Annotated in this window: 24 protein-coding genes and 3 tRNA genes; 8 read left to right on the top strand and 19 right to left on the bottom strand. The window is 35.1% G+C overall.

What is annotated here, in order from left to right:
• Positions 1 to 61: 61 nt before the first annotated feature.
• Genes mreD through yfmF form a run of 9 tightly spaced genes read right to left on the bottom strand, consistent with a single transcriptional unit; the run spans position 62 to position 7,823 of the window.
• Positions 62 to 556, bottom strand: a complete 495-nt coding sequence (gene mreD / locus D7D53_RS09205; protein WP_042751844.1) for a rod shape-determining protein MreD — start codon at positions 554 to 556, stop codon at positions 62 to 64.
• Positions 556 to 1,374, bottom strand: coding sequence for a rod shape-determining protein MreC (gene mreC, locus D7D53_RS09200; RefSeq protein ID WP_049487611.1), 819 nt, complete (start codon positions 1,372 to 1,374; stop codon positions 556 to 558). Before mreC ends, mreD begins: the two co-directional genes overlap by 1 nt.
• Positions 1,375 to 1,432: 58 nt before the next feature.
• Positions 1,433 to 2,227: an energy-coupling factor transporter transmembrane component T family protein gene (locus D7D53_RS09195; RefSeq protein WP_120770770.1), complete on the bottom strand. Its 795-nt coding sequence runs from the start codon at positions 2,225 to 2,227 to the stop codon at positions 1,433 to 1,435.
• A complete protein-coding gene (locus tag D7D53_RS09190; protein ID WP_120770769.1) occupies positions 2,220 to 3,059 on the bottom strand; it encodes an energy-coupling factor transporter ATPase in 840 nt (279 codons plus the stop codon). The genes D7D53_RS09195 and D7D53_RS09190 overlap by 8 nt, the downstream gene beginning before the upstream one ends.
• Positions 3,044 to 3,871 (bottom strand): energy-coupling factor ABC transporter ATP-binding protein, encoded by an 828-nt coding sequence (locus D7D53_RS09185; RefSeq protein ID WP_049509629.1) that lies wholly within the window; start codon positions 3,869 to 3,871, stop codon positions 3,044 to 3,046. Before D7D53_RS09185 ends, D7D53_RS09190 begins: the two co-directional genes overlap by 16 nt.
• Positions 3,868 to 4,413: a CDP-diacylglycerol--glycerol-3-phosphate 3-phosphatidyltransferase gene (pgsA, locus tag D7D53_RS09180; RefSeq protein WP_000712127.1), complete on the bottom strand. Its 546-nt coding sequence runs from the start codon at positions 4,411 to 4,413 to the stop codon at positions 3,868 to 3,870. Before pgsA ends, D7D53_RS09185 begins: the two co-directional genes overlap by 4 nt.
• Before the next feature lie 10 nt (positions 4,414 to 4,423).
• Positions 4,424 to 5,251: a cytoskeleton protein RodZ gene (gene rodZ / locus D7D53_RS09175; RefSeq protein WP_120770768.1), complete on the bottom strand. Its 828-nt coding sequence runs from the start codon at positions 5,249 to 5,251 to the stop codon at positions 4,424 to 4,426.
• A gap of 41 nt (positions 5,252 to 5,292) precedes the next feature.
• Positions 5,293 to 6,576, bottom strand: coding sequence for an EF-P 5-aminopentanol modification-associated protein YfmH (yfmH, locus tag D7D53_RS09170; protein WP_120770767.1), 1,284 nt, complete (start codon positions 6,574 to 6,576; stop codon positions 5,293 to 5,295).
• Entirely contained in the window at positions 6,573 to 7,823 is a 1,251-nt protein-coding gene (yfmF, locus tag D7D53_RS09165; RefSeq protein WP_120770766.1) for an EF-P 5-aminopentanol modification-associated protein YfmF, read from the bottom strand. The genes yfmH and yfmF overlap by 4 nt, the downstream gene beginning before the upstream one ends.
• Before the next feature lie 158 nt (positions 7,824 to 7,981).
• Between yfmF and yaaA the strand changes: the two genes are divergently transcribed.
• The gene (yaaA, locus tag D7D53_RS09160) at positions 7,982 to 8,350 is read left to right on the top strand and encodes a S4 domain-containing protein YaaA (protein WP_061864821.1); all 369 of its coding nucleotides are present in this window, start codon (positions 7,982 to 7,984) and stop codon (positions 8,348 to 8,350) included.
• Positions 8,351 to 8,352: 2 nt separating this feature from the next.
• The gene (gene recF / locus D7D53_RS09155; protein ID WP_064276835.1) at positions 8,353 to 9,450 is read left to right on the top strand and encodes a DNA replication/repair protein RecF; all 1,098 of its coding nucleotides are present in this window, start codon (positions 8,353 to 8,355) and stop codon (positions 9,448 to 9,450) included.
• 50 nt (positions 9,451 to 9,500) lie between these two features.
• Here recF and guaB read toward each other — a convergent pair whose 3' ends face one another.
• On the bottom strand, positions 9,501 to 10,979 hold the full coding sequence (gene guaB / locus D7D53_RS09150) for an IMP dehydrogenase (protein WP_120770765.1): 1,479 nt from the start codon (positions 10,977 to 10,979) through the stop codon (positions 9,501 to 9,503).
• A gap of 151 nt (positions 10,980 to 11,130) precedes the next feature.
• A complete protein-coding gene (gene trpS, locus D7D53_RS09145; protein ID WP_000165457.1) occupies positions 11,131 to 12,156 on the bottom strand; it encodes a tryptophan--tRNA ligase in 1,026 nt (341 codons plus the stop codon).
• Between the two features lie 205 nt (positions 12,157 to 12,361).
• Here trpS and D7D53_RS09140 point away from each other — a divergent pair, with 205 nt between their 5' ends.
• Both D7D53_RS09140 and D7D53_RS09135 read left to right on the top strand, forming a co-directional pair.
• Entirely contained in the window at positions 12,362 to 13,984 is a 1,623-nt protein-coding gene (locus D7D53_RS09140) for an ATP-binding cassette domain-containing protein (protein WP_120770764.1), read from the top strand.
• 61 nt (positions 13,985 to 14,045) lie between these two features.
• Entirely contained in the window at positions 14,046 to 16,589 is a 2,544-nt protein-coding gene (locus D7D53_RS09135) for a YfhO family protein (RefSeq protein WP_120770763.1), read from the top strand.
• Positions 16,590 to 16,615: 26 nt separating this feature from the next.
• Here D7D53_RS09135 and D7D53_RS09130 read toward each other — a convergent pair whose 3' ends face one another.
• Entirely contained in the window at positions 16,616 to 19,258 is a 2,643-nt protein-coding gene (locus D7D53_RS09130; RefSeq protein WP_120770762.1) for a YhgE/Pip domain-containing protein, read from the bottom strand.
• 127 nt (positions 19,259 to 19,385) lie between these two features.
• Between D7D53_RS09130 and D7D53_RS09125 the strand changes: the two genes are divergently transcribed.
• Positions 19,386 to 19,928, top strand: a complete 543-nt coding sequence (locus D7D53_RS09125; protein WP_049552685.1) for a TetR/AcrR family transcriptional regulator — start codon at positions 19,386 to 19,388, stop codon at positions 19,926 to 19,928.
• 40 nt (positions 19,929 to 19,968) lie between these two features.
• Here D7D53_RS09125 and D7D53_RS09120 read toward each other — a convergent pair.
• The 7 genes from D7D53_RS09120 to rlmH form a co-directional block, all read right to left on the bottom strand.
• Positions 19,969 to 20,042: transfer RNA gene (locus D7D53_RS09120), tRNA-Asn, on the bottom strand.
• A 5-nt stretch (positions 20,043 to 20,047) separates the two neighbouring features.
• A tRNA-Glu gene (locus D7D53_RS09115) sits at positions 20,048 to 20,119 on the bottom strand.
• A gap of 51 nt (positions 20,120 to 20,170) precedes the next feature.
• A complete protein-coding gene (gene comE, locus D7D53_RS09110) occupies positions 20,171 to 20,923 on the bottom strand; it encodes a competence system response regulator transcription factor ComE (protein ID WP_033682534.1) in 753 nt (250 codons plus the stop codon).
• The gene (gene comD / locus D7D53_RS09105) at positions 20,920 to 22,269 is read right to left on the bottom strand and encodes a competence system sensor histidine kinase ComD (RefSeq protein WP_120770761.1); all 1,350 of its coding nucleotides are present in this window, start codon (positions 22,267 to 22,269) and stop codon (positions 20,920 to 20,922) included. Before comD ends, comE begins: the two co-directional genes overlap by 4 nt.
• A gap of 16 nt (positions 22,270 to 22,285) precedes the next feature.
• Positions 22,286 to 22,408: a competence-stimulating peptide ComC gene (comC, locus tag D7D53_RS09100; RefSeq protein ID WP_120770760.1), complete on the bottom strand. Its 123-nt coding sequence runs from the start codon at positions 22,406 to 22,408 to the stop codon at positions 22,286 to 22,288.
• A 166-nt stretch (positions 22,409 to 22,574) separates the two neighbouring features.
• A tRNA-Arg gene (locus D7D53_RS09095) sits at positions 22,575 to 22,648 on the bottom strand.
• A gap of 43 nt (positions 22,649 to 22,691) precedes the next feature.
• Positions 22,692 to 23,171, bottom strand: coding sequence for a 23S rRNA (pseudouridine(1915)-N(3))-methyltransferase RlmH (gene rlmH / locus D7D53_RS09090; RefSeq protein ID WP_120770759.1), 480 nt, complete (start codon positions 23,169 to 23,171; stop codon positions 22,692 to 22,694).
• Positions 23,172 to 23,354: 183 nt separating this feature from the next.
• Here rlmH and htrA point away from each other — a divergent pair, with 183 nt between their 5' ends.
• From htrA to dnaA, 3 genes are all read left to right on the top strand, one after another.
• Positions 23,355 to 24,536 carry a serine protease HtrA gene (gene htrA / locus D7D53_RS09085; RefSeq protein ID WP_120770758.1) on the top strand — a complete coding sequence of 394 codons (1,182 nt, stop codon included), beginning with the start codon at positions 23,355 to 23,357 and terminating at the stop codon, positions 24,534 to 24,536.
• Between the two features lie 57 nt (positions 24,537 to 24,593).
• The gene (locus D7D53_RS09080) at positions 24,594 to 25,352 is read left to right on the top strand and encodes a ParB/RepB/Spo0J family partition protein (protein ID WP_120770757.1); all 759 of its coding nucleotides are present in this window, start codon (positions 24,594 to 24,596) and stop codon (positions 25,350 to 25,352) included.
• 212 nt (positions 25,353 to 25,564) lie between these two features.
• Complete coding sequence (dnaA, locus tag D7D53_RS09075) at positions 25,565 to 26,926, top strand: chromosomal replication initiator protein DnaA (protein ID WP_120770756.1); 1,362 nt, start codon at positions 25,565 to 25,567, stop codon at positions 26,924 to 26,926.
• The last annotated feature ends 8 nt before the right edge of the window (positions 26,927 to 26,934 follow it).

The following is a 26,934-nucleotide window of genomic DNA, read 5'->3' as shown; positions in this document are numbered from 1 at the left end:
ACTAGTATACCAAAAAAAGGCCTAATGAATATTACGCCTTTGTTACATTTTTATTTCTTTCTTATAGGTAAAATTTTTCAAAAATAAACTGAAAAGTAATCATCCATATAAGGTTCAAAATCATTGATGGTACTAAACTATAGACTATAAACAAAGACATACTATCCACAGTTAAACCTACCACTATTGCAAGTATATAAGCTCCCATCTCAAATAGAAAAGTCATGACAATAATTGCCAGCATTCTCGTCCAACGATTCAATAAAATAACACTATTAAATTTATGGAGAAATGCCCCCAACAGGACAAATAACAGAGTCGCAATCCCTATCAAGTGGAAAAAGTAAATGTCATAAACCAAACCCACTACAAAACAATAGGCTAAATAGAGATACTCTGATACTTCAATCGTCTCAAATAAGAGAAACAAAAATAGAAAATGACTAGCTAACTGCACGTGGGGAAATAATGAGCCCAAAAGCTGGCTAATATGGGCATCAATTAGAACAAAGAAAGGAAGCAATAAAAACACTCCAACCCGCTTCAGCTGTCTCATTATGAATTCCCCACTAATTCTATCACACTCACATTATGAGTATCTGCACTCAATTTAACAGTTACTTCTCGTGTCAAATAGTCCGTACTATGCGTTGTAGCAACCACTTCACCAACAGGAATATCAGCAACATTAAAGTTTCCTAATCCACCAGTGGTCACCTTATCTCCTGCACTAATATCGCCACTACTATTTAATTGACTAATTTTGAGAACTTCATTTTCCTTGTCATAGCCAACAATAATCCCATAAATTGTAGTAGAACCATGTTGAATTTTAACAGAAATCTTATCAGCATTTTCCGTATTTGTCAGAAGGTTGACCATAGTAGAGTTGTCCTCCACTTTTGAAACACTCCCAATCAAACCACCATTTGCAATGGCTAACATATTCTCAGAAGCCCCTTTTGATTTGCCTGCATCCAGGGTCAATTCCTGCTTCCAAGATACCGGAGAACGCATAATAACATCTGCTGCCAAAGTCTTTGTGGCTTGCAACTTGGACTTCATATCAAGCAATTGGCGCAGTTGTTCATTTTCGGTCTTTAAACTTTCCGCCTCATTTGATTTAACTTCTAATTGATAAATCTGTTTCTTCAAACTTTCATTTTCATTATATGTTCGTGTCAAATGAGCCAAATCTGATTTGGCAGAATCAAACCACTGAAAAGGTTTTTGTACAACTCTATCAACCAATGAGATTCCATCTCCTAATTTTGTCACAATTGTACTTGAATAAGTCGTCGCTAAGAGAGCTGACACAAGCAGAACAATGACAAAAACAATAATGACATATTTTGATTTTTTAAAACGGTTCATATCCCTACCTTTATATCAAAAACTGTTACAGTAATTTTTTATGAATTCCTGAAAGCTACTAAGATTTTAAGAAAAATAAGCAACAACCAAGTACGATAATAACAAGAATGGTCAGCGTATCCTTTCGTGTCCATTTCAGTTGTCGATATTGACTTCTGCCTTTCCCCCCCTGATAACCACGCGCTTCCATAGCAATAGCCAAGGAATCTGCACGTTTTAAACTTGTCGCAAAAAGAGGAATCAAAATGGGAATCATAGCCTTCACCTTTTGAACAATGCTTCCTTCACCAAAATCCACTCCACGCGCTTTCTGTGCATTCATAATCCGCGTCGTATCATCCATTAAGGTCGGAACAAAACGCAAACTCATAGATAGCATTAAGCCAATTTCATGAACTGGAACTTTCACACGCTTTAAAGGTGCTAATAAAGCTTCAACAGCTGATGCCAAACTTAAAGGCATGGTAGTTAAAGTTAACAAAGTTGAAAAGAAAATAATCAATACAAAGCGACAAAAAATAATTCCAGCTTGTTGCAAAGCATAATCTGTGATTCTCACAAATGAAAACTCAAATAAAACATTCCCATTAGAAATGAAAAACAGTTGAAAAATAGTTGTGAAGGCAATCAAGAAAAACATAGACTTCAAGCCCTGAATAAAAAATGAAAGAGATACTCCTGACAAGGCAATAAAAATCCCTGTCGCTATAAAAAGAATTAGATTCGTTAAGGGATTATTAGCCCAAAAAACGATCAAAATCAGTAGCATCATAGTAAGCAATTTGCTACGTGGATCCAATCGGTGAACAATTGAATCCCCTGGGATATAACGCCCCAAAATCATACTATCCATTTAGCGACTCCTTGAACTCCTCTATCTTAATCGGTAATCGTTTAAATGACACGCCTCTATCAGCTAATCGTTTACAAAAGGCCGTAATTTTAGGTACTCCCAACAGCACTTCTTCCATAAAAACAACATCTTGAAAGACATCACTAGGTTTACCAAACTTAACTAAACGTCCCTTTTCCATCACATATACCTGGTTCGCATATTCAGCAACATCATCCATCAAATGTGTTACTAAGACAATGGTCATCCCTGACTGGTGGAGTTTTTTGAACAAATTCATCAGCTCTTTTCTTCCCAGGGGATCTAGGCCTGCTGTGGGTTCATCTAAGACTAATATGGCTGGTTCCATGGCAAGTATACCTGCAATGGCCACACGTCTCATTTGTCCACCTGATAGCTCAAACGGACTACGATTAAAAAGTGATTCATCAATTCCAACCAAAGCCAGTTTCTCACGCGCAATCTGCTCCGCATCTTCTTCAGAAACTCCAAAATTTTGCGGTCCAAAAGCAACATCCTTCAAAACCGTTTCTTCAAAGATCTGATTTTCAGCAAACTGAAATACCAAGCCAACCTGTTTTCTAATTTGACGAATGTCTTTATTTTTAGAAGTCGATGTGATTAAGGTATCAAAAACCCGCACACTCCCTTGACTTGGAACCAATAAACCATCTAAAAGTTGTAAAATAGTTGATTTGCCACTACCTGTGTGGCCAATTAAAGCCGTATAAGAACCATCTTCAATCGTCAAAGAAACATCTGACAAAGCTGTTGAAGCTAAGGGAGTCCCTTCTTGATACGTAAAACTCACATTTTCTAGAGCAATTCCCATAGCTTATCCTCTAGCTCACTTTCTGTCAAATAATTTTCAGGTAAATCATAGCCATTCTGGCTCAAAGAATGTTTTAATTGATTGGCAAAAGGATCATCTAATCCAATTTGATCTAAATCATTTCGAGAAAAAAGTTCCCTTGGACTACTAGTTGATTCAATTTCCCCTTTTTTCATGACCAATACACGATCACTCATGGCAACTTCTTCCAAATCATGTGTAATGGAAATGACCGTCATATCATAGTCTTTTCGAATTCCTTTTACTGTCTCAATCAGTTCTCTACGTCCCTCAGGATCCAACATACTCGTTGCTTCATCTAGGATTAAAATAGCTGGTCTTAGGGCTACAACACCTGCAATGGCCACACGTTGCTTTTGGCCACCTGACAGACGAGCTGGCTCTCTCTTTTTAAAGTCCAACATGCCAACCAAATCCAGAGCTTCTTCCACTCTTTTTTTCATTTCTTGACGAGAAAGTCCCTGATTTTCCAAACCAAAGGCTACATCATCTTCAACAGTCGCTCCAACAAATTGATTGTCTGGATTTTGAAAAACCATACCGATTTGACGACGTATATTCCAAACATTTTCCTCAGTCAAACGTTGGCCATCAATTACAATCTCTCCAGATTCCGCTTCCAGTAAGCCATCAATTAATCGGACAGTCGTTGATTTACCACTACCATTATGCCCTACAATCGAAAGCCATTCTCCACGTTTCACGTGAAACGTAATATCCTTCACATCATAGTATTCCTGACTTTCCTTATAGCGAAAAGAAAGATTTTTTACATCAATTATTGATTTCATTTCGAACCAAATGTCCCTTTAAATACATAGGCACTACCCTTGAAATAATCATAGCCAGAGTAGATAGTGAAAAACAAGGCTACATAAAGTAGAACTTGACCAAGCAAAGTCCAATGTAATAGCAAGAAAATAATGGCAAACATCTGACTGAAAGTTTTAATTTTTCCAGGCATTGCTGCTGCTAAAACCGTCCCACCAGTTTCAACCAATAAAAGCCTTAAACCTGTCACAGCCAACTCACGACAGATAATCACTGCAACAATCCAAGCCGGAGCCATACCTAACTCAATCAGCATAATAAAAGCCGACATAACTAGTAACTTATCCGCCATAGGATCTGCAAATTTACCAAAATTACTGACCACATTCCATTTACGAGCTAAATATCCATCTAAATAATCGGTAATACTGGCAATAGCAAAGATAATAGCTGCTACTATATGACTCTCTATCGAATTTCCTATCGTTAAAATAAAGATAAAAATAGGTATAAAGAGAATTCGACCTATTGTTAAGAGATTGGGAATTTGTTCTTTTTTCATTCGTTTTTCCTTAATTTCTAGTAAAGGTTACAGTGATTTGTCCAGTTTGTGCTGTTAAGTTCGATAAATCAACAGTCTGATTATCTACTGTTAAAGCAACACCTTTGACAACACCTAAAGTAATGGTCACAGGATTTTTTGTTGAAACTGTTGTTTCTGCACTTTTATTATCCGGTGATAAGGTCACACCACCCTCAAGCTCACTTTCTGAAACACTAACCCAACTTCTAGCATCTGAAACCGATAATTGCAATTTTGCAGTTTCCTTACTTGTTTTATAAGCGATTTCTACATAATTTCCTTCACCTGATACACTTATAACTGGTTCAATATTCGAAGAGCTACTTGATGAACTACTACTTGAAGATGGAGTTACAGAACTAGTCGAACTTGTTGCTTGGACTACACTGTAACTAGACGCAAATGAACGCTCAGGTTGATTTTGAATATAGTTCCAAACATAATAAGTCACAAAAATGACAATCGATAGGGCAAAGAGTATAAAATAAAATAAAGGTAAAAATGATGCCTTATTTTTCTTACTGGAACGTCTCCTGCCTGTCAACTCGTCTTCATCAACATCTACTTCTTCATAAGTAATCATGCTCCCAGAATCATAAGCATCCAAGACAATTCGCTCATCTAGTTCAACTGCCCACGCATACTTTCTCAGAAAAGAACGAGTATAAAATGGACTAGGAAGTTGATCAAAATCATCAGCTTCCATCGCTTCCAACATATCCAACTGAATTTCTGTTTTTTTGTGTAATTCTTCTAAAGTCAACCCTTGGTTGGTTCTAGCTAAACGTAAAACCTCACCAATTGTTTTTTTCCTCATACTTGTCATTCCTTCTTTCTAGTATCGATTATGATAGGTTACTACGATGGGAATATTGTAAAATCAACTATATCACCATCCTCTATTAAATGATGTCCAGCATCAAGGACATCCTCCAAAGTAATTTCCTGTAAAATTTTCGGAAAATCAAAAATTGTCTCACCATTTTCAAAAGCATCATATTGCGTTGCAATAAATTCAAGAGAGTTCATGCTACTGAAAAATTCTCCAAACATCTCTCTTTTGATAATATCTAAATGATCCTCTGTAATATCTAAATCCTTTGTAAAATTACGAATAGCCTTCCTAAACTGATGAGATAAAGCAACTGGCTCTTTTGTATCCATTGTCAACATGACAAAATGAAAGCGACTTGTTACTTCAACTTCCAAAGAGAAGGATGCGTCAATTTTACCTGATTCATATAATTTCTGAAAACGATCCGAAGTCCAACCAAACATCATTGCAAACAATAATTTTAATAAAATATGATGTCGATAGCAATCCGCTTCGGCAACTTCTTGTTTACCTCTAACACCAATCGCTAGTTTGGGAGAAGATACTTCCATCCTCATGCTGTCTGTTTGCTTTATAGATTGTAAAACAAACTTTTCTCTTGCTAGTTCCTGAACATCTAAATCTTCCAGTTCTTTTCTTTCAAAATAATCCTGTACCTGATCCACATCAAAATTGCCAACTAAAAACAGAGACATATTTACAGGTTTGTAAAACATTGTAAAATTTTCTTGCAAATTAGTTAGATTGATTTGGGAAATTGACTCCTCACTTCCAACTATATCAATTGCTAAAGGTGTACCAGGATACAAATTCGCTAAAGTTGAAAAGAATAAACACGAATCTGGATCATCTTGATACATTTCTCGTTCTTGCTGGATAATATCCTGCTCTCTTAAAATGGAACCTTCAGTAAAATGTGCTGATGTTACCAATTCATCAAGTAAATCTAAATTTTCTAAAAAATGATCCGTTGCTGAAAAAAGATAGCTTGTTTTTGTAAAGCTTGTAAAGGCATTGCTATCTGCACCTAGACTCGTAAAAGCCGACATCAAGTCGCTAGCATCTTCTCTCTCAAATAATTTATGTTCAAGAAAATGAGCAATCCCTGCAGGATATTGTTTTACATCTCCGTCAACTTCTGTGACAAGCGTATCTACCGAACCAAACTGTACAGTTACACTCCCGTAAACCTCTTTAAATTCTTTTTTAGGCAAAAGAGCAACTGTCAATCCATTTGACAAACGAGTTCGATAAACCATTTCTTTTACAGCTGGATAGTATTTTTCTTCAAAAACAACCTTTGTCATTCTATTCCTTCCATAAAGTAAATCGCTTGTAGTTTCACATTATTAGCTGCTCTACAAATAGCATCTTTGTCAACTTGCTCGAGTTTTGCAATCCAACCTTTAAAGTCTGCTGAAGATTTTCCAAATAAGGCATTTTGATAAGCACGTTCAATCAATGAACTTTGATTATCTTGAGAAAGTAATAAAGACCGACGAATCATTTCCTTGGTCTGCTCTAACTCAAGCTCTGTAAAATAACCTTTTTTTAAATCAAGCAGTTGATTATTCATCATTTTACGAGCCTGGTTACGATCTTCTCGATTGATGCCAGCATACATCCTCAAGAACCCACTAAATAAATCGAGCTGACTTGAAATCGTATAAGCTAATCCAGCATTTTCACGGACATTTGTAAAGAGTTTAGAGTGAGCAAATCCGCCCAGTAAACCATTCATTACAATCATTGGTAAATGTTGCTCATCACCATATTCAGAAGGGAAATGATAACCCAATTCCAAAATGGATTGTCCCACATTTTTCCGAATCATACCTTCCTTAAGGATATTAGAATATGGTTGACAATACTGAGCCTTCACATCTCCATCTCGACCTTTGAAGTCAACTGATTCTAATACATTTTGAATTTCAACCTCATTAAAGTCACCTAGGAAAAAGAAATCTATTCGATCATTAGCCAAAAATTCTTGGAAACAAGAATAAGAACTTTGTGGAGTTTCAGCTAAAATACGATTTCGTAAATCACTATATTCCAATTTGAGACGTTCATCATGAAAAAATAATTTATCTAATTCTTTATGTGCGAAATAAAATGAATCATCCATATCAGCTGCTAAACTTGCTAGCAATTGTTTTTTCTCAATTTCAAATAAGGCCGAATCAAACCCATTATCAACTACTACGGGTGAAAAAAGAGTTTCTTTTACAAATTCCAAAACCTGAGAAGTTAGAACATTTTTCCTACTTAAAAACTCATCACAAACATAGGTAAATGTCAATTCTACAATGTGACTTTGTCCTCTTCTGAAACAATTGGTTGACATATCTGTACCGTATAGACTGGCCAAATGTCTTCTCAAATCTTGAGAAGTGGGGTACATCTGATTAGCAGTCTCTAGCATACTCGCACTCAACATGCGACCTGCAATCGTATCGAGGGATAATGGAGCGGTAAAACGCACGGCGATTTTGTTCGTTTTAAACTTTTTTGATTGGATAAAATGTGTTGAAATTCCATGCACTAACTCCATGATTTACCTCCTTATATACAGACTTCTATTATATCACGAAAACCTGAAATTTTCTTGTTCTCTGTAACACTTTTGAAATAAAAATCGCTTACATTACTCCTTGTTTCTCTCACTATTTTTAGGAAAATATGGTATAATACCAAAGATTGAGGTGAATTATGGAATACAAATTATTTGAAGAATTTATTACCCTCCAAGCACTACTCAAAGAACTTGGAATTACACATAGCGGAGGAGCTATTAAATCATTTCTCTCTGAACATTCTGTTTACTTTAATGGGGAATTAGAAAATCGTCGTGGTAAAAAACTTCGTATTGGTGATAAAGTTGACATCCCTGACATGAATATTGACATCTTGTTGACACAACCTACTTCTGAAGAACAGGATGAATACCAAGATGATAAAGTTGAAAAAGAACGAATCGCTAAACTTGTCAAGGAGATGAATAAGGGACTAAAAAAAGACAAATCGAAACCTGCTTCATCACCCAAAAGCAGACAAGCTCCGCGATTCCCTGGTAGATAATCATGTGGCTACAACACCTATCTCTCAAGACTTTTCGTAATTACAAAGAGACGAAAATAGACTTTAATCCTAAATTGAATGTCTTTTTAGGACGCAATGCACAAGGAAAAACAAATATGTTAGAGGCTATCTATTTTTTAGCCTTAACACGCAGTCATCGAACTCGAACAGATAAAAATCTCATTCATTTTGATGAGGAACAGCTTCATCTTTCAGGTCTTGTTCAGAAAAAAACTGGATCCATTCCTCTCGAAATCGAACTAACACAAAAAGGGCGTGTGACAAAAGTTAATCATTTAAAACAGGCACGACTTTCAGATTATGTCGGACACATGAATGTTGTCTTATTTGCTCCTGAAGATTTACAACTAATTAAAGGAGCACCTTCAATTCGACGAAAATTTATTGATATGGAGCTTGGACAAATTAAGCCAATCTATTTATCAGATTTAACCAATTATAACCACATCCTTAAACAAAGAAATACCTATCTAAAATCAGCTCAAACAATAGATGAAACCTTCCTTTCAGTACTAGATGATCAGCTAGTCGATTATGGATGTCGTGTGATGAATCACCGCTTAGATTTTATAAAAAAACTAGAATATTTTGGCCGTAAGAAACATTTTGAACTCTCTAATCAGATTGAAGAGTTGTCAATAGCCTATCAATCTTCTGTCAAGATAACTGACAAAGAAAACTTATCCGAATCTTTCAAAATCGCTTTAGAAAAAAGTAGATCCAGAGATTTATTTAAAAAGAATACTGGTGTCGGTCCTCATCGAGATGACATTTCTTTTTATATAAATGGAATGGATGCTAGTTTCGGAAGTCAAGGCCAACATCGTAGTCTCGTCCTCTCAATAAAATTAGCAGAAATCGAGTTAATGGAAAGCATTACTACAGAATCTCCAATATTACTGCTTGACGATGTTATGAGCGAACTTGACAACACTAGACAACTAAAATTATTAGAAACGATTTCTCATTCAATCCAAACCTTTATCACAACAACAAGCATAGATCATCTTCAAAATCTACCAGAAAATCTAAGTATTTTCACTATTCAAGATGGTAAAGTTATTGTAAATAAAACTTGACAACATTGTAAAAGAACTCCTGTTTTCGCAGGAGTTCTTTTCATTGTTTTTTACATAGAATAATTTGGTGCCTCATTCGTAATTTGTACATCATGAGGGTGGCTTTCTTTCAAACCAGCACCAGACATTTCAATAAATTGAGCATTATCGTGTAGTTCTTTAAGGTTAGCCGCACCACAGTAACCCATACCAGATCGGATACCGCCAATCATTTGGAAAACGATATCAGCTGCCGCTCCTTTATAAGCAACACGACCTTCAATTCCTTCTGGAACAAGTTTATTTGCTTCATTGACAGAACCTTGGAAGTAACGATCGCTTGAACCTTTCTTCATTGCTGCAATTGATCCCATACCACGGTAAGTCTTGAACTTACGTCCTTGGAAGATTTCAGTTTCTCCTGGAGCTTCATCAGTTCCAGCAAACATTGATCCAAGCATAACTGCATTTCCACCAGCAGCAAGAGCTTTTACAATATCTCCCGAATACTTGATTCCACCGTCAGCAATGATTGTTTTTCCATATTCACGCGCAACAGCTGCAGCATCATAGATAGCTGTTACTTGTGGAACACCAACACCTGCAATTACACGAGTAGTACAGATAGAACCTGGTCCAATACCAACCTTGACAACGTCTACACCTGCTTCGTAAAGTGCGCGCGCTCCCTCAGCAGTAGCAATATTTCCAGCAATCAAAGTACGATCTGGGAAGTGAGCACGAATCTCAGCAATTTTACGCAAGACACCTGCAGAATGACCATGTGCAGTATCAATAACAATCGCATCTGCTCCTGCCTCAAAAAGAGCCTCTGCACGTTCAAAGGTATCTGAAGTAACACCTACTGCACCTGCAACTAGAAGACGACCAAACTCATCTTTAGCAGCATTTGGAAACTCAATAACTTTTTCAATATCTTTAATAGTAATCAAACCAGAAAGACGACCTTCTTCATCTACCAAAGGAAGTTTTTCAATACGGTGTTCTTGAAGAATACTCTCAGCTGTTGCAAGATCTGTACCCACAGGAGCAGTAACAAGGTCTTCACTAGTCATATGGTTTGAAATTGGTTGGTTATAATCTGAAATAAAACGAAGATCTCGGTTTGTTAAAATACCAACTAATTTACGATTTTCAAGTGTTTCAACAACTGGAACACCACTGATACGGTAACGACCCATAAGCTCATCTGCTTCAGCAATTGTATGTTCAGGCGTCAAGAAAAACGGATCAATAATAACTCCATTTTCAGAACGTTTTACCTTGCGAACCTCGTCTGCTTGTTGAGCAATTGACATGTTTTTATGGATAACTCCGAGACCACCTGCACGAGCAATAGCAATAGCCATTTGACTCTCTGTTACTGTGTCCATGGCAGCGGTAATAATTGGGATATTTAAAGTCAAATTATCTGCCAATTTAGTTGTTAAATCTGCATCATTAGGCAACACATGACTTTCAGCTGGAATAAGCAATACATCATCAAAGGTAAAACCTTTTTTCAAAAATTTAGTGTCCCAATTAGACATTCGAAGTTTCCTCTTTTCTTTCTTTTTGAGCTTGACTCTTTTTATATTGTATCTATCATACCATTCTATAAAAATTTGTCAAATGTTACAGGGGTAAATAAAAAACTATCTTTTCTTCGAGATAGAAATGATAGTTTCTTATAAAATAAACCTAGTTAAAGTAATGAAGTCCCATTGCTCCTTTAACCTCAGATAGTGTTTGACCCGCAACTTCACGCGCTCTTTCACTACCTTTTTGAAGCATATTATAAACTTCTCCCATATCCTTAGCAAATTCGATACGGCGCTCACGAATAGGACCAAGTTCACGTTCTAATATTTCAAGTAGATAACGCTTGGTCTTCACATCACCAAGACCACCTCGTTGATAATGTTCTTTCATGTCAGCAATTTCTTGAGCATCTTCTGGACGACCAAAAACATCTAGATAATGGAAAACCATATTTCCTTCAATTTTACCTGGATCCTCAACGCGGATATGATCTGGATCTGTATACATACTCATTACTTTTTTACGCAAAGTATCCGCATCATCAGCTAAATAAATACCATTATTGAGTGATTTAGACATTTTAGCATTTCCATCTAAACCAGGCAAACGCCCTGCTCTCTCATTTTCTGGATAAATACCTTCCGGCTCTACCAAGACATCACAGTTATATGCATTATTAAAAGAACGAACAATTTCACGAGTTTGCTCAATCATTGGTTTCTGATCTGTCCCAACAGGAACATAATTAGCCTTGAAAGCTGTGATGTCAGCTGCTTGAGCTATTGGATAGACCAAGAATCCTGTCGGAATACTTTCTCCAAATCCTTTCTGAGCAATTTCTGTCTTGACAGTTGGATTACGCTCCAGACGTGCTAATGAAACCAGATTCATATAATACATAGACAACTCAGCCAACTCTGGAATCTGGCTTTGAATAAAAATAGTTGACTTACTTGGATCCAATCCAACTGCAAGGTAATCCAAAGCCACATTTCCAATAGACTCTACAATGGTTTGAGGATCTTTGGCATGATCTGTCAAGGCTTGTTGGTCAGCCAAGAACACAAACATATCATACTTATCCTCTTCCTGTAATAATACTCGATTTTTGAGACTTCCAACATAATGTCCAATATGCAATTTTCCTGTTGGACGGTCTCCTGTTAAAATAATGGGTTTAGTCATTTTATTCTCCTTCGATATAGTCCCTTCAATTATAGCACTTTTTTAATGAAATAACCGTAATTTATCAAAATAAATCAGCCTTGCTATTTACGGATTTGTGTAAAGTATTCTGTAAATGTAATTTACACAAAATTGACAGATAAAAATTTGAATATTTCCGTATTTTCTAGTAGAATAAATATATTACACATATAGGAGAAAAACATTGCTTACAGTATCTGATGTTTCACTACGTTTTAGTGATCGCAAACTTTTTGATGATGTCAATATCAAATTTACAGAAGGAAATACTTATGGATTAATCGGTGCTAATGGTGCCGGAAAATCAACCTTTTTAAAAATTTTAGCTGGAGATATCGAACCTACTACTGGTCACATCTCTCTTGGTCCAGATGAACGTCTCTCTGTTCTTCGTCAAAATCACTTTGACTATGAAGACGAACGTGCCATTGATGTCGTTATCATGGGAAATGAAAAACTTTATAGTATCATGAAGGAGAAAGATGCTATCTACATGAAAGAAGATTTCTCAGATGAGGATGGAGTGCGTGCTGCCGAACTCGAAGGAGAGTTTGCTGAGCTTGGGGGCTGGGAAGCAGAAAGTGAAGCCTCTCAACTACTTCAAAACCTAAACATTCCAGAAGAATTGCACTATCAAAACATGAGCGAATTGGCCAACGGTGAAAAAGTAAAAGTTCTCCTAGCCAAAGCACTTTTCGGTAAACCTGATGTTCTTCTGTTGGATGAGCCTACCAATGGTTTAGATATCCAATCAATTACATGGCTAGAAGACTTCTTGATTGATTTTGATAACACCGTTATTGTTGTATCCCATGACCGTCACTTCTTAAACAAAGTATGTACTCACATGGCTGACCTTGACTTCGGAAAAATCAAACTCTATGTCGGAAACTACGACTTCTGGAAGGAATCTTCTGAGCTTGCTGCTAAATTGCTAGCAGACCGTAATGCTAAAGCAGAAGAAAAAATTAAGCAATTGCAAGAATTCGTTGCTCGTTTCTCTGCTAATGCTTCTAAATCAAGACAAGCAACATCACGTAAGAAAATGCTTGATAAGATTGAACTTGAAGAAATTGTACCATCTAGTCGTAAATATCCATTTATCAACTTTAAAGCGGAACGTGAGATTGGTAATGATCTCTTGACAGTAGAAAATCTAACTGTAAAGATTGATGGTGAGACTATTTTAGATAATATCAGCTTTATCTTACGTCCAGGTGATAAGACAGCGCTTATTGGGCAAAATGACATCCAAACGACTGCATTAATTCGTGCAATCATGGGAGACATTGACTATGAAGGAACTGTCAAGTGGGGAGTTACTACTAGCTGTTCTTACTTGCCAAAAGATAACTCGGCAGATTTTGCAGGAGGAGAGTCAATCCTTGACTGGTTGCGTCAATTCGCAAGTAAAGAAGAAGATGACAATACTTTCCTACGTGGCTTCCTCGGCCGTATGCTCTTCTCTGGAGATGAGGTTAACAAACCTGTAAACGTCTTGTCAGGGGGAGAAAAAGTCCGTGTCATGCTTTCAAAACTCATGCTCTTAAAATCAAATGTCCTTGTACTTGATGATCCAACCAATCACTTGGACTTGGAATCTATCTCAAGCTTGAATGATGGATTGAAAAACTTTAAAGAATCAATCATCTTTGCCAGCCATGACCACGAGTTTATTCAAACTCTAGCTAACCATATCATTGTCTTGTCTAAAAATGGCGTCATTGACCGTATCGATGAAACCTATGATGAATTCCTAGAAAATGCAGAAGTACAAGCAAAAGTTAAAGAACTTTGGAAATACTAAATAAAACTTCAAAACTCAGTTGGGTTAACCAGCTGAGTTTTCTAACATTTTATGAGGTAACATGAAATTATTTTTTAAAACATATTGGACCTATTTTATTTCTTTCATCATTCCCATAATCATTATGATAGGAGTATATCTATCTCAAGGTATCTACTGGAATAGTGATACATCTCCACTATTGGGAGATGGCTTTCATCAATACGTTATTTTTGATGTAGCTCTAAGAAATATCCTACACGGAAATGGTAGTTTGTTCTACACCTTTACAAGTGGCCTCGGATTGAATTTCTATGCCCTATCTAGTTATTACTTGGGGAGTTTCCTTTCACCTCTAGTTTACTTTTTTAATCTGTCGAATATGCCAGATGCTGTCTATCTGACAACTCTCTTAAAATTTGGATTGATTGGACTGTCAACTTACTTTAGTTTAAACAAATTATTTCAATCGATTCCTAAGCCTTTAAAACTAGCTTTATCTACTTCCTATGCTCTGATGAGTTTCACAGCTAGTCAATTAGAGATAAAAACCTGGCTAGATGTTTTTATCTTGATTCCTTTAATTATAACTGGTTTACAGTTACTTGTCACTGAAAAGAAATTCCTATTGTACTTTACAAGTCTGTCAATCTTATTTATACAAAACTATTATTTTGGCTATATGACAGTATTGTTTCTTATTTTCTGGTATCTCTGTCAAATTTCTTGGGACTTTAAAACTCGAAAATCATCTTTTCTTGATTTCATAATCACCTCCGTTTTAGCTGGTATGGCTAGTTTGATTCTGACTCTTCCTACTCTATTTGATTTACAGACACATGGAGAAAAATTAACTGAAGTTACAAAGTTTCAAACTGAAAGTAGCTGGTATCTTGATCTCTTTGCTAAGCAATTCATTGGTTCCTTTGACACAACAAAGTATGGGGCCATCCCAATGATTTTTGTTGGACTACTTCCCTTTATTTTGACCATTTTATTTTTTACGCTGAAATCCATTAAGTTTCACGTGAAACTTATCTATGCAATCTTCTTTGCATTTCTAATTGCTAGCTTTTATATAGAAGCTCTTAATTTATTTTGGCAAGGCATGCATACTCCAAACATGTTTTTACATCGCTATGCTTGGATTTTCTCTACCTTGTTAATTTACACAGCAGCAGAAGTCTTAAATCGTCTGAAAGAAATTAAAATCTGGAATTTTTTAGTTTCACTTTTTCTTCTAGTAACAGGATTTTTAGCTACCATCTATCTAAAATCGCATTATTCTTTTTTAACAGATTTGAATATTCTACTGACTCTTGAATTTTTAATTGTCTATTCTCTTTTACTCCTTGCAGTTATCAAAAAGTTTATCTCTGTAAATCTATTTGCCATTCTAATTTCTTTATTTATAATGGTTGAAATAAGTTTAAATGCTTCATCTCAAATAGACGGAATTGCTAAAGAATGGGGTTTTGCTTCTCGAAGTTCATATAATCGAGATATCCCAGCTATGGAATCTTTCTCAACATATATTGGAAATCAATTTACTCGTACTGAAAAACTAGAGACTCAGACAGGAAATGACAGTATGAAATTCAACTACAATGGAATCTCTCAATTTTCATCTGTTCGAAATCGTTCAGCAAGCTCTACTTTGGATAAACTTGGGTTTAAATCCTCTGGGACTAATCTCAATCTCCGCTATGCCAATAATAGTATTTTGGTTGATAGTTTATTTGGTATCCAGTACAATATCTCAGACAGTCCTATTGATAAATATGGTTTTAAAGATATCTATCAAAAAGATAATCTTACCCTGTATGAAAATCAATACTCTCTTCCGATTGCATTTGCTAGTCAATCTATTTACAATGATGTCAAGTTCAATGAACATACTTTAGATAATCAAGCCTCGTTTTTAAATCAACTTGCTAATGTCGATTTTGATTATTTTTCTCCAATCCCTTATGAAAAAACTGAAAATACTAATGATTTGATTAGTGTTATCAGTTCTTCAAATGAGGATGCATCAATCCAGTATCAAATTCAAGTTCCAGAAAACAGCCAAGTTTATCTTTCTTTCACAAACCTTCACTTTTCTAATGACAAACAAAAGAAGGTTGACATCCTTGTAAATGGAGAAAAGAAAACTTTTACAACTGATAATGTCTTCTCCTTCTTTAATCTAGGCTATACAAAAGAGAAAAAAACTTTCAATATCAATGTTAGTTTCCCTGGAAATTCACAAGTATCATTTGAATCTCCTACCTTCTATCGTTTAGATACCCAAACTTTAACTGAGGCAATTCAAAAAATTAAAGAACAGCCCGTAACAGTATCAACTTCTAAAAACAAGGTTTTTGCTACATATGATGTCCAACAAGATACATCTATTTTTTTCACCATTCCTTATGACAAAGGTTGGTCTGCCTACCAAGATGGTAAGAAAATAGAAATTAAACAAGCTCAAACTGGATTTATGAAAGTTGATGTTCCCAAGGGGAAAGGAACTATTACACTTTCCTTCATTCCCAATGGTTTTATTACTGGAGCAATATGTTCCTTTATTTCTCTCTTACTATTTGGAATCTATAATCACAGACGAAAGTCATCTAAGGCATAAAAAAATCGACCAGTTGGTCGATTTTTTTAATATTCTTCCATTTTCTTAGGTTGATAGGTTAGCATACCTAAACCAGTAAATAGGGCTAATATCACAACAAGGAAAATGACTTGATGATGAATATTCCCTGTCATAGAGATTGTTTGTCGTAATCCAGAAACTGAATAACTCATTGGTAACCAGGGATTAATAGCTCTAAAGAAATCATTTGTCAAAGCAAGTGGGTAAGTACCTGCACTTGATGCTAACTGTAATAAAAGCAAAATAAGAGAAATGAAAGCTCCTATACGGCTATTCCATGTTGTTAAAGCAGTCACCATGGACATGAATACTAAACTTGTTAGGATAATGAGAATAAATGTTCTCATCTCATGATTAGCCGTTAGACCAATAAGATGAACTCCTCCATATACTAAAATCCCTGCTAAAACAGCTATAATACCATTTATTTCTGCTCGAGATTTCAACCAAGCCCAACGACTCTCTGGATGACGTCCTGAAGGCAACTTCGCAAAGATCATATTCGTTGATATTGCTGCAACAAAAAGAGCAACTGATATCATATAAGGAGCCATTGCGATTCCATTTACAGGAACTTGATCATTGTCTGTTTTTGAAAGACTGAGTGGATTTGACAAAATCTCTGCATTTTGAGACTCCGTAGATGCCGATTTGAGTTGATCACTAGCATTACTTAGTCCTTGTCCTAAAGAAGCAACTCCTGTCTGTAAACCTCCCAATCCAGAAGTTAACTTTGTTCCACCTTCTGCTAGTTTCCCAGCTCCATCTGCCAATTTATTAGCTCCATTCTCTAATTGAGAAGCACCTGAAATTAACTGACTGGATTTGTCAGCTAGTTGGCTAGATCCTGACTGCAATTTATCAACTCCTGCTATCAATTCTTGACTCTTTTGATTCAATTGACTAGAGCCAGTTGATAATTTTTCAATACCAGACACTAATTCTGGAGTTTTTTCAACTAATTGACCAATTCCTGCTGTCAAGTTAGATGATTTTTGTGTCAAGGTAGTTGTTCCTGAAACTAGTTGATCCAAACTACCTGTCAAGGTGGAATTCTTTTCACTTAGTTGACTTGCGCCTTGAGAAACTTTATCAACACCTGCAGTATATGCATTTACCCCCGACGTAATCGACTGACTAGCTGGAACTAATTTACTTGTCACTGCTCCCTGTATTTCTGTTAATCCACTTGACAATCCTGTCAAAGAAGTAGAAGCAAGCGGTAATACTTGATTAGCTTGATTTTTTAATGTCGAAAGATTTGAAGATTGATTTTGTAAGTTTTCCAAACTTCCCTGTAAACCTTGTACTAAAGCTATTATTGACTGAGCCGATTGAATACTATCAGTCGAATTTTGAGATACAGAAGCGCTTATCTCAGCTTGTTGCTCACTTGTCAATGATTGATAAGCTGCTGTCGATTGAATATTAGCTAATGTAGTCGCTTTATCAGACTGAGCACTTGCTAACATTTGATTAGAAAGAGATACTATACTTGATAAAACAGAATCTAATTGTTTTGTATCTCCAACATCAATATTTTGAATAGCTTGATTTAACTGATTCAAACCAGAAGATAATTGATTAATTTGATCTTTTTGCTCAGACGAAGCCTCTAACTTGCTAGAAAGTTGTTGAATCCCTTCACTTAATTGCTCCACACCCATTCGAAGTGTAGCTGATTGATTAGATAACTGATTAGCACCTGTTGCAAGACTTCCCACTCCGTTTGTATAAGCACTAACACCTGATGAAAATTGATTAAGACCAGCATTGAGCTGAGAAACACCGCCAGTATAGGACTCTACACCAGTATATAATTGATTAATTCCCCTCACTAATTCAGGACTTTTAGAAGATAATTGACCTAATCCGCTATCTAATTGACTCACTGCACCAGTATATGTAACTAAACCACTATTAAAATTCCCTAAGCCAAGATGAAGTTGTTCAACACCAAAGACATAAGAGGATAATCCTTTAGTAAACTGCTCCGTTCCATTTGAAAATGTTAAACTTGAATCTGCTAAAGAGTGTAGGTTAGTAGTTAATGTTTGACTTCCTGCCACTAACTGATTCGCTCCATCAGTTAATTTTTCACCACCAGAAGTTGCTTGACTCATCCCATCCTTTAAATCGACCATTTTGTTGAATAAAGCTTTAGTATAGGTCTCGGTTACATTGGTAGAAACACTCTGCTTTAATTGTGTCATTGCAGAATCACTCATCTTGCTGGCAATAAAACTATGACCACTTGAAGTCTGATAATCGATTTGCATTTGCTCTGGGTGATCCGTTAAAATAGAAGCTGCTTTTTCAGATAAATCACTTGGTAAAGTCACTACCATATAGTAATCGCCATCTTCCAATCCCTTCTTTCCTTCATCTTCATCTACAAAATGAAAATCCAATGATTTATTTTGCTCTAAATTAGACACCATGTCTTTTCCTATAGACATGGTATTACCATTATAGGAAGCTTCTTTATCATTATTGACAACTGCCACAGGTAAGTCAGACAATTGACCATATGGATCCCACATTGATGACAAAAATATGACATTGTACAGAGCGGGAATAAGAGAAATCCCTATCATGACAATAATAAAGTTTGGTTTTTTAAAAATTGCTTTCCATTCTTTAAACATAGTTTCTCCTTTTTTAAACACATTGTCTAAAATTTTGATATAATAGATTATACATTAAAAAATCTAAATTACAAGATAAAAAACCAATTTTTAGACACATAGTCTAATTTGTTTACAAGGAGGAAATATGAAAGAAAGTAACAAACGCTTAAAAACAAAGCGAACTATTGAAAATGCTATGGTACAACTACTGATAGAACAGCCATTTGATCAAATTTCTACTGTCAAGTTAGCAAAAAAAGCCGGAATTAGTCGTTCCAGCTTCTATACTCACTATAAGGATAAGTATGATATGATTGAGCACTATCAAAGCAAGCTATTCCATACATTTGAATATATTTTTCAAAAACATGCTCATCACAAAAAAGATGCTATTTTAGAAGTCTTTGAATATCTAGAGTCAGAACCACTTCTAGCTGCTCTTCTTTCTGAAAATGGGACCAAAGAAATCCAAAATTTCTTAAGAAATAAACTTCATATCATGCTCAGTACAGATTTACAAAAACGCTTTATGCAACTGAATCTCAATACCACTGAATTAGAATACAGTAGCATCTATCTAACTCACGCACTTTTTGGTGTCTGCCAAACTTGGATTGCACATGGAAAAAAAGAAAGTCCTCAAGAAATAACAGACTTCCTTATGAAGATGCTTGGTGATACAAATTGATACAAAAAGAGGAACACGGTTGTGTTCCCTTTTATCTATACTCCGCCAGTAGGACTCGAACCTACGACATCATGATTAACAGTCATGCGCTACTACCAACTGAGCTATGGCGGATAAAATAGTCCGTACGGGATTCGAACCCGTGTTACCGCCGTGAAAAGGCGGTGTCTTAACCCCTTGACCAACGGACCTTCTATCTGTAGCAGATATAACCATTATATCAATTTCTTACTAATTGTCAATCACTTTTGAGATTTTTTCTCTAAAATATCTTTTAACTTTCTAATTTTTAACCTTGAAATAGGACAGCGATGATCTTCATAGAAAACAACTTCTAGATTCTTTCGGTCAATTTCTCTAATATTGCCTATATTTACCAAAAATGACTTATGAGGAGAATAAAATCGCTGAGTATGTTTGTCCTTTTCCTGAATATCCGTCATTGTACCATAAAATTCTTTTGCAAAATTCTTACCAATAATACGCAATTTATGAGAGACACCTGTCGTTTCAATATACAGAATGTCATGATAAGGAATTTTTAAATCATTTCCCTTGTAATTGTAGTCAAAATAATCTACAACATCTTCATTTTCAAGTAACATACTCTTCGTGTAGAAGATATTTTGCTCAATTCTCTTCTTAAATAACTCATCATTAATATCCTTATCAACAAAGTCTAAGGCTGATACCTGGTATTTATAGGTTAGAGTCGCAAACTCTGATCGACTGGTGATAAAGACGATAATAGCATAAGGATTGTGATGACGAATAAACTGAGCAACTTCAAACCCTTTTTTCTCAATTCCATGAATATCAATATCTAGAAAATAAAGCTGGTTTACTTCATCATTTTCGATATATTCCTTAAACTCACGAACTTTTCCCGTTGTCTTGTATGATATTGGAATATTCGATTCTTTCGAAATTTCATCCAATATTCTCTCTAGTCTCACTTGATGTTCAATAACATCTTCTAAAATTAAAACTTTCATTCAAATTCCCTCTTAAATCTAATGATTTGTCTAAATGTACTGCCTTCCATCTCTGTTTCTAAAATAATATTATTGTACTTATCTAATAGTTCTTTCACATTATTTAATCCTACTCCGCGATTTCTTCCCTTAGTGGAGAATCCTAAAGCAAATAGATCTCCTGAAGGAGTCATCGTCATTTTACATGAATTCTGAATCACAATAACTGTTTCAGTTTCCATCTTAATAACTGCTACTTCCATCTGCTTTTTATAACTATCAGCCGATCCTTCGACAGCATTGTTCAATAAAACGCTCATGATACGAACCAAATCCAATAGTTCAATTGGGAGCTTAGTAATCGTATCTTTTACTTCCAGTGTAAACTCTACACCATTATTTCGAGCATAAACAATTGACTGAGCAACCAAACTTCGTAAAGCTGAATCTTCTATGTTGTTCAAATCAAAGTAAGTATACTTATCTGAACGCAGTTTGTGATTAGCTTTAACCAAAACTTCATTGTAAACTCTGTCAATTTCCTGTAAATCACCACTGTCAATTGCCATCTGCATGCTGACAAGCATCCCAGCATAGTCATGTCTAAAACCACGGATTTCATTATACAAGCCAACAATTTCATCTGTATAATTCTGTAAATGTTTCTGTTCGAATTTCTTCTGCTTCAAAGCAATCTCTTTCTCCATTTGTTCTTTATGCGAATTCATTGCAAAGAAGGTCAAAAGTAACGAGATAAAAACAATAGATGATAAAATACTTCCAAAACTATTCAAATGTTTAATCGTACTTACCATATCTGAAATGAAAGATACAATATGTAGAAGTAGTAAAGCAAAAAAGACTTTTTTCAAGAAAGGATAGAGATAATCTTTGTCAAAATAGTTTAGTTCCAAATTAAAATATGTAATGATTTTATCTATTATAAAATATGAGATTAAATTTATTATGAAAAAGAATGCTTGTTCATATTGTTGTACAAGTAAATCTCCTGTAATAGATGATGAAATGACAGATAAAAAAGTATGAGTACTTTGATACAGTAATGAAAATAATATACTTAAAAAGATACTTTTGGAATAATTATATTTTTTGAAAAATTTTAAAAAAATATAAAAAATAATTGGGTAAACATTAATTAATACATAATGTATAATTAATAATAAATCAATGTTATTGAACATAAATAAGAAATAAAAATAAATTATTTGAAAAAATAAGAGTATAAAACCTAAAATATTTTTATCTTTATTAGATGTTTTGCATATTTTACCATAAATCATACTAATTAAAATGCAAGTTAATAACATATCTATTATTCCTAGTATTATTTCAACTATTGTACCCATATTTTCTTTTTACTCCTTATCTTTTTTTAAATAGAAATACGAAAGAACCAAAAGTTTTTCGAACATCCCCACCTTGAATCTTTTGCAAGTCTTTTTCCTTCAAAGCTACAAACTGTTCCAATTTAACTGTGTTTTTCATAATAAAATCTCCTAAAATGTTTTTTTTCTTGTAAGCTAACTTACAAAAACTATTATACAAAATGGAATTTCGTTTTAGATAAAATTCTCTCAACTGTCATTTTTTTCTCCCCAAGTGTACTTTTTTAAGAAAAAAGCCGGGAAAATTCCCAGCTTTGCTACTATATTGATCCCAGCAGGATTCGAACCTGCGACCGTTCGCTTAGAAGGCGAATGCTCTATCCAGCTGAGCTATGAGACCCAATACAGCTATTCTACCAAAAATTCAATTGAAAGTCAATTTTCTATTTATGATAGGGCGAGCCCTGCTGTATTGTAAAAGCTCGATAGATTTGTTCAACAAGGACTAGTCTCATTAACTGATGGGGCAAGGTTAAACGACCAAAACTAACAGAGAGATTGGCTCTCTTTTTTACATCCCGTGCTAATCCCAGACTCCCTCCAATAATAAAAGTAAGAGTAGAAAATCCTTTTATAGAAGCTTCTTCTAAATGTTTACTAAATTCTTCTGAGGAGAAAGTTTTCCCTTCAATGGCTAACACAATAACAAAATCACGGTCACCAACTTTTGATAAAATTCTCTGACCTTCTATTTCTAAAATCTTTTGATTTTCTGATTCACTGGCCTTATCTGGTGTTTTTTCATCTGCTAGCTCTATCATTTCAAGCTTAGCAAATCGAGAAATTCGTTTTGAATACTCTGCGATACCATCTTTTAAATACTTTTCTTTCAGTTTCCCAACTGTTACAACTTTAATTTTCATGACTCTATTCTAACATATTCTCTATTTTTTCACATCTTATTCACAAAATAAAAGGTTAATTTTAGCCGAGAAAACCACAGATTTCTGAAAGTTATCCACAATCTGTGAAAAACTTTTGTTTTTAAGTTATAATTAAGCTAGTCAGTTTATACTTTCAGTAATTTCAAACAAATGGAGGCAAATATGAAACATCTAAAAACATTTTACAAAAAATGGTTTCAATTATTAGTCGTTATCGTCATTAGCTTTATTAGTGGAGCCTTGGGTAGCTTTTCAATAAACCAACTAACTCAAAAAAGTACTATAAGTACCTCTAACAACAATAGTACTATTACACAGACTGCCTATAAGAATGAAAATTCAACAACACAGGCTGTTAACAAAGTAAAAGATGCCGTTGTATCTGTTATTACTTATTCAGCAAACAGACAAAATAGCGTATTTGGTAATGATGATACTGACACTGATTCTCAGCAAATCTCTAGTGAAGGATCTGGGGTTATTTATAAAAAGAATGATAAAGAAGCTTATATTGTCACCAATAATCACGTTATAAATGGCGCCAGCAAAGTAGATATTCGTTTGTCAGATGGAACTAAAGTACCTGGAGAAATTGTCGGAGCGGATACTTTCTCTGATATTGCTGTCGTCAAAATCTCTTCAGAAAAAGTTACAACAGTAGCTGAGTTTGGTGATTCTAGCAAGTTAACCGTAGGAGAAACTGCTATTGCCATTGGTAGCCCGTTAGGTTCTGAATATGCAAATACTGTCACTCAAGGTATCGTATCTAGTCTTAATCGAAATGTATCTTTAAAATCTGAAGATGGACAAGCCATTTCTACAAAAGCAATCCAAACTGATACTGCTATTAACCCAGGTAACTCTGGTGGCCCACTAATCAATATTCAAGGACAAGTTATCGGAATTACCTCAAGTAAAATTGCTACAAATGGAGGAACATCTGTAGAAGGTCTTGGTTTTGCAATACCTGCAAATGATGCTATCAATATTATTGAACAGTTGGAAAAGAACGGAAAAGTGACTCGTCCAGCTTTGGGCATCCAAATGGTCAATCTCTCAAATATTAATACAAGTGATATTAGAAGACTGAATATTCCAAGCAATGTAACATCTGGTGTAGTTGTTCGTTCTGTACAAAGTAATATGCCTGCCAATGGTCACCTTGAAAAATACGATGTTATTACAAAAGTAGATGACAAAGACATTGCTTCATCAACAGATTTACAAAGTGCTCTTTACAATCATTCTATCGGAGACACCATTAAGATAACTTACTATCGTAACGGTAAAGAAGAAACTACATCTATTAAACTTGACAAGAGTTCAGGTGATTTAGAATCTTAATTGACATCTATGTAAAGAAAGCTTTACATAAGAGAAAAGATGTGTTAGTGTAGAATCATGGAAAAATTTGAAATGATTTCTATCACAGATATACAAAAAAATCCCTATCAACCTCGAAAAGAATTTGATGGAGAAAAACTACATGAACTAGCACAGTCTATCAAAGAAAATGGGGTCATTCAACCGATTATTGTTCGTCAATCTCCTGTTATTGGTTATGAAATCCTTGCAGGAGAGAGACGCTATCGGGCTTCACTTTTAGCTGGTCTAAGGTCTATCCCAGCTGTTGTTAAACAGCTTTCAGATCAAGAGATGATGGTCCAGTCCATCATTGAAAATTTGCAAAGAGAAAATTTAAATCCAATAGAAGAAGCACGCGCCTATGAATCTCTTGTAGAGAAAGGATTTACCCATGCTGAAATTGCAGATAAAATGGGCAAGTCTCGTCCTTATATCAGCAACTCTATTCGCTTGCTGTCCTTGCCAGAACAGATTATCTCAGAAGTAGAAAATGGCAAACTATCACAAGCTCATGCGCGTTCTCTAGTTGGGTTGAATAAGGAACAACAAGACTATTTCTTTCAACGAATTATAGAGGAAGACATTTCTGTAAGGAAGTTAGAAGCTCTTCTGACAGAGAAAAAACAAAAGAAACTTCAAAAAACGAATCATTTCATACAAAATGAAGAAGAACAGTTAAAAAAACTACTCGGATTAGATGTAGAAATCAAACTGTCTAAAAAAGATAGCGGAAAAATCATTATTGCTTTCTCAAATCCAGAAGAATACAGTAGAATTATCAACAGCCTGAAATAAGGCTGTTCTTTTATTTTTTTATCTCACAGGGTTATCCACTCTTTTTTTTAATAAAAAGCTTAATAAATCAATAGTTCCTGCCTTTATCCCCAACCTGTGGATAAAACTTGGTAACATTGTGGATTATTTTTCACAGCTTGTGGAAAATTCTTGTTTTCTATGGTAAAATAGATCTAGTATTAAACTTTTAAATAGTAAAGGAGGAGAATGGAGTGAAAGAAAAACAATTTTGGAATCGTATATTAGAATTTGCTCAAGAAAGACTGACTCGATCCATGTATGATTTCTATGCTATTCAAGCTGAACTCATTAAGATAGAGGAAAATGTTGCCACCATATTTTTACCACGATCTGAAATGGAAATGGTCTGGGAAAAACAACTAAAAGATATCATTGTAGTAGCTGGTTTTGAGATTTATGATGCTGAAATAACTCCCCACTATATTTTCACCAAGCCTCAAGATACGATTATCCCACAAGTTGAAGAAGCTCCAAATTCAACTCTCTATAACTATAGTCCAAAGTTAGCATCTATTCCTTATTCGGATACTGGATTAAAAGAAAAGTATACCTTTGATAATTTTATCCAAGGGGATGGAAATGTTTGGGCAGTATCAGCCGCCTTGGCTGTCTCTGAAGATTTGGCCTTGACCTATAATCCTCTTTTTATCTATGGAGGACCTGGCCTTGGTAAGACTCACTTACTCAATGCCATTGGGAATGAGATTTTGAAAAATATTCCTGATGCGCGTGTTAAGTACATTCCTGCTGAAAGCTTTATAAACGACTTTCTTGAACATCTGAGACTGGGTGAAATGGATAAGTTCAAAAAAACCTACCGTAGCCTCGATCTCTTGTTAATTGATGATATTCAATCGCTGAGTGGAAAAAAAGTTGCAACTCAGGAAGAATTTTTCAATACTTTCAATGTTCTCCATAACAATCAAAAACAAATTGTTCTGACTAGTGATCGTAGTCCTAAACACTTAGAGGGCCTTGAAGAAAGACTTGTCACGCGCTTTAGCTGGGGCTTGACGCAAAACATCACACCACCTGACTTTGAGACACGTATTGCCATTTTACAAAGCAAAACAGAACATTTAGACTACCATTTCCAAAGTGATACCCTAGAATACCTAGCTGGTCAATTTGATTCAAACGTCCGAGAACTTGAAGGAGCAATCAACGACATCACTTTAATTGCCAGAGTGAAGAAGATTAAAGATATCACAATCGATATCGCTGCAGAGGCTATTCGAGCACGTAAACAAGATGTTAACCAGATGCTCGTCATCCCAATTGATAAAATCCAAAATGAAGTCGGTAATTTTTATGGTGTCAGTGTCAAAGAAATGAAGGGAAGCAGACGCCTTCAAAATATTGTTTTAGCCCGTCAAGTAGCTATGTATTTATCTAGAGAACTAACAGATAATAGTCTTCCAAAAATTGGGAAGGAATTTGGTGGAAAAGATCACACAACAGTCATTCATGCCCATGCCAAAATTAAATCTTTGATTGATGAAGACGATAATTTACGTTTAGAAATTGAATCCATCAAAAAGAAAATTAAATAGCTTGTGGA

The sequence above is a fragment of the Streptococcus gwangjuense genome, assembly GCF_003627155.1.
Classification (GTDB): Bacteria; Bacillota; Bacilli; order Lactobacillales; family Streptococcaceae; genus Streptococcus; species Streptococcus gwangjuensis.
The sequence above is the reverse complement of the archived record's forward strand: the minus strand, read 5'-3'. Positions and strand labels throughout refer to the sequence as shown.

What these genes read in the sequence shown, in the direction of transcription:
- mreD (WP_042751844.1), bottom strand. Translation starts at nt 556, where the DNA reads ATGAGACAGCTGAAGCGGGTTGGAGTGTTTTTATTGCTTCCTTTCTTT.
- mreC (WP_049487611.1), bottom strand. Translation starts at nt 1,374, where the DNA reads ATGAACCGTTTTAAAAAATCAAAATATGTCATTATTGTTTTTGTCATT.
- D7D53_RS09195 (WP_120770770.1), bottom strand. Translation starts at nt 2,227, where the DNA reads ATGGATAGTATGATTTTGGGGCGTTATATCCCAGGGGATTCAATTGTT.
- D7D53_RS09190 (WP_120770769.1), bottom strand. Translation starts at nt 3,059, where the DNA reads ATGGGAATTGCTCTAGAAAATGTGAGTTTTACGTATCAAGAAGGGACT.
- D7D53_RS09185 (WP_049509629.1), bottom strand. Translation starts at nt 3,871, where the DNA reads ATGAAATCAATAATTGATGTAAAAAATCTTTCTTTTCGCTATAAGGAA.
- pgsA (WP_000712127.1), bottom strand. Translation starts at nt 4,413, where the DNA reads ATGAAAAAAGAACAAATTCCCAATCTCTTAACAATAGGTCGAATTCTC.
- rodZ (WP_120770768.1), bottom strand. Translation starts at nt 5,251, where the DNA reads ATGAGGAAAAAAACAATTGGTGAGGTTTTACGTTTAGCTAGAACCAAC.
- yfmH (WP_120770767.1), bottom strand. Translation starts at nt 6,576, where the DNA reads ATGACAAAGGTTGTTTTTGAAGAAAAATACTATCCAGCTGTAAAAGAA.
- yfmF (WP_120770766.1), bottom strand. Translation starts at nt 7,823, where the DNA reads ATGGAGTTAGTGCATGGAATTTCAACACATTTTATCCAATCAAAAAAG.
- yaaA (WP_061864821.1), top strand. Translation starts at nt 7,982, where the DNA reads ATGGAATACAAATTATTTGAAGAATTTATTACCCTCCAAGCACTACTC.
- recF (WP_064276835.1), top strand. Translation starts at nt 8,353, where the DNA reads ATGTGGCTACAACACCTATCTCTCAAGACTTTTCGTAATTACAAAGAG.
- guaB (WP_120770765.1), bottom strand. Translation starts at nt 10,979, where the DNA reads ATGTCTAATTGGGACACTAAATTTTTGAAAAAAGGTTTTACCTTTGAT.
- trpS (WP_000165457.1), bottom strand. Translation starts at nt 12,156, where the DNA reads ATGACTAAACCCATTATTTTAACAGGAGACCGTCCAACAGGAAAATTG.
- D7D53_RS09135 (WP_120770763.1), top strand. Translation starts at nt 14,046, where the DNA reads ATGAAATTATTTTTTAAAACATATTGGACCTATTTTATTTCTTTCATC.
- D7D53_RS09130 (WP_120770762.1), bottom strand. Translation starts at nt 19,258, where the DNA reads ATGTTTAAAGAATGGAAAGCAATTTTTAAAAAACCAAACTTTATTATT.
- D7D53_RS09125 (WP_049552685.1), top strand. Translation starts at nt 19,386, where the DNA reads ATGAAAGAAAGTAACAAACGCTTAAAAACAAAGCGAACTATTGAAAAT.
- comE (WP_033682534.1), bottom strand. Translation starts at nt 20,923, where the DNA reads ATGAAAGTTTTAATTTTAGAAGATGTTATTGAACATCAAGTGAGACTA.
- comD (WP_120770761.1), bottom strand. Translation starts at nt 22,269, where the DNA reads ATGGGTACAATAGTTGAAATAATACTAGGAATAATAGATATGTTATTA.
- comC (WP_120770760.1), bottom strand. Translation starts at nt 22,408, where the DNA reads ATGAAAAACACAGTTAAATTGGAACAGTTTGTAGCTTTGAAGGAAAAA.
- rlmH (WP_120770759.1), bottom strand. Translation starts at nt 23,171, where the DNA reads ATGAAAATTAAAGTTGTAACAGTTGGGAAACTGAAAGAAAAGTATTTA.
- htrA (WP_120770758.1), top strand. Translation starts at nt 23,355, where the DNA reads ATGAAACATCTAAAAACATTTTACAAAAAATGGTTTCAATTATTAGTC.
- D7D53_RS09080 (WP_120770757.1), top strand. Translation starts at nt 24,594, where the DNA reads ATGGAAAAATTTGAAATGATTTCTATCACAGATATACAAAAAAATCCC.